General features: G+C 60.2%; 1 protein-coding gene. It reads right to left on the bottom strand.

The features are described 5' to 3' along the window. On the bottom strand, nucleotides 1–578 hold a 578-nt coding region (locus EN991_RS38950; RefSeq protein ID WP_164769799.1), incomplete at both ends, for a substrate-binding domain-containing protein.

Here is a 578-nt window from a genome sequence, read left to right as displayed (position 1 = left end):
GGTCAGGATGGACTGGACCTTCGGGCCCTGACCCTCGAGCGTGCGCATCATGACATTCCAGCCGAACTCGAAGTCGTCGCCCGGTGGCCAGGCATGGATCGCCTGTGAGACGAAATCCTTGTTGTTGCGCCAATAGCAAAGGGCGCCGATTTCACCGCCAATCGAGAACGGGACCATATCGCGGCCGCTTTGCTGCAGCGCGCGCAAGGCGCCCAGTTCAGATGCCGACTGAATGATGATGCCGTTCAGATCGCCCGGATTGGTGGCCAGCCACTTCTGGATTTCGGACTGGGCAACCTGGTCCGTCCACATGCCGGCAACCTGGCCCACGACCTTAATGTCCGGGTATTTGGCCAGGGCCTTCAGAACGCCGACATTCTGCGAGTCCGACGCCGACGCGCCTGGAATGCCTTCGACTATCAGGACATTGCCCTTGCCGTTGATCTGCTTGGCCATCCATTCGCCGAGCATGCTGCCACCGACGACGAAGTTAGCCGAAGTGTTCACCGCATAAGGCGAGGTGAGATAGCCAACTGCAGAGAAGACCGGGACGTCACGCTGGTGGGCATATTCGACGG

This window comes from Mesorhizobium sp. M7A.F.Ca.US.005.03.2.1 (assembly GCF_003997795.1).
GTDB classification, from domain to species: Bacteria; Pseudomonadota; Alphaproteobacteria; order Rhizobiales; family Rhizobiaceae; genus Mesorhizobium; species Mesorhizobium ciceri.
The sequence above is the reverse complement of the archived record's forward strand: the minus strand, read 5'-3'. Positions and strand labels throughout refer to the sequence as shown.